The following is a 449-nucleotide window of genomic DNA, read 5'->3' on the forward strand; positions in this document are numbered from 1 at the left end:
ATCCGGCCCTGGAAGAAAGCCAGAGGCGCCCCCTCGGTCATGGTCGCCTGAAGCACGCGGCCCACGACGATGGCGTGATCGCCAGCCTCATGCAGCGCGAAACGCTGGCAATCGAACCGCGCAAGACAGCGTTCAAGGATCGGCACGCCCTGCCCGTTGCGCCCCGCCAGATCGCAGAGCGCGTCGCGGTTGCGCGCCACCGTCCAGGCCAGATCGGCCTGATCGGCGGCCAGAACATGGATCGCGTAATGCTGCGCCCCGGCAAAGACCGGATAGCGGGTGCTGGCGCGGGCGGGCGACCACAGGACCAGCGGCGGCTCCATCGAGACCGAGGAAAAGCTGTTGGCGGTGATCGCCACGCATTCCCCATCGGGGCCGGTCGCCGTGACCACTGTCACGCCGGTTGCGAAACGGCCGAAGGCGTCGCGCAGCAGGCGACCGTTCTGCGG

At 68.8% G+C, this 449-nt stretch carries 1 protein-coding gene; it reads right to left on the bottom strand.

From position 1 onward, the window contains the following. Window positions 1-449 (bottom strand): flavin reductase family protein (locus ACTZWU_RS16735; protein WP_444738492.1); only part of this gene is annotated, 449 nt, incomplete at both ends.

The organism is Paracoccus sp. NSM (assembly GCF_052379855.1).
Classification (GTDB): Bacteria; Pseudomonadota; Alphaproteobacteria; order Rhodobacterales; family Rhodobacteraceae; genus Paracoccus.